The sequence below is a fragment of the Microvirga pakistanensis genome (genome assembly GCF_004458765.1).
In the GTDB taxonomy this organism is placed as follows: domain Bacteria; phylum Pseudomonadota; class Alphaproteobacteria; order Rhizobiales; family Beijerinckiaceae; genus Microvirga; species Microvirga pakistanensis.
This window is the reverse complement of record NZ_SPJX01000670.1, coordinates 1-223: the sequence shown is the minus strand read 5'-3', so window position 1 is coordinate 223 and position 223 is coordinate 1. Positions and strand designations below refer to the sequence as shown.

Below are 223 nucleotides of genomic sequence, written 5' to 3'. Positions count from 1 at the left end.
CGCCCGGACGGAACGCTCGAGGATGTGCTGGAGGACAACGGCGGCGCGCTCACCAACGTGGTCGGCATGGCGCTGCGGCTCATCGCGGTCGTCAAGGCGGACGTTGCGCGCTTCCTCGCCTTGGACGAGGCCGATTGCTGGATCGCGCCGGATCGGGTCTCCTCTTTCTACAGGGTCCTCGAGGACGGGGCGGCACGCCTCGGCGTGCAGTGCTTCGCCGTGT

At 69.1% G+C, this 223-nt stretch carries 1 pseudogene; it reads left to right on the top strand.

The features are described 5' to 3' along the window. Positions 1 to 223 (top strand): annotated as a pseudogene (locus E4K09_RS26320) (AAA family ATPase); the annotation flags it as partial.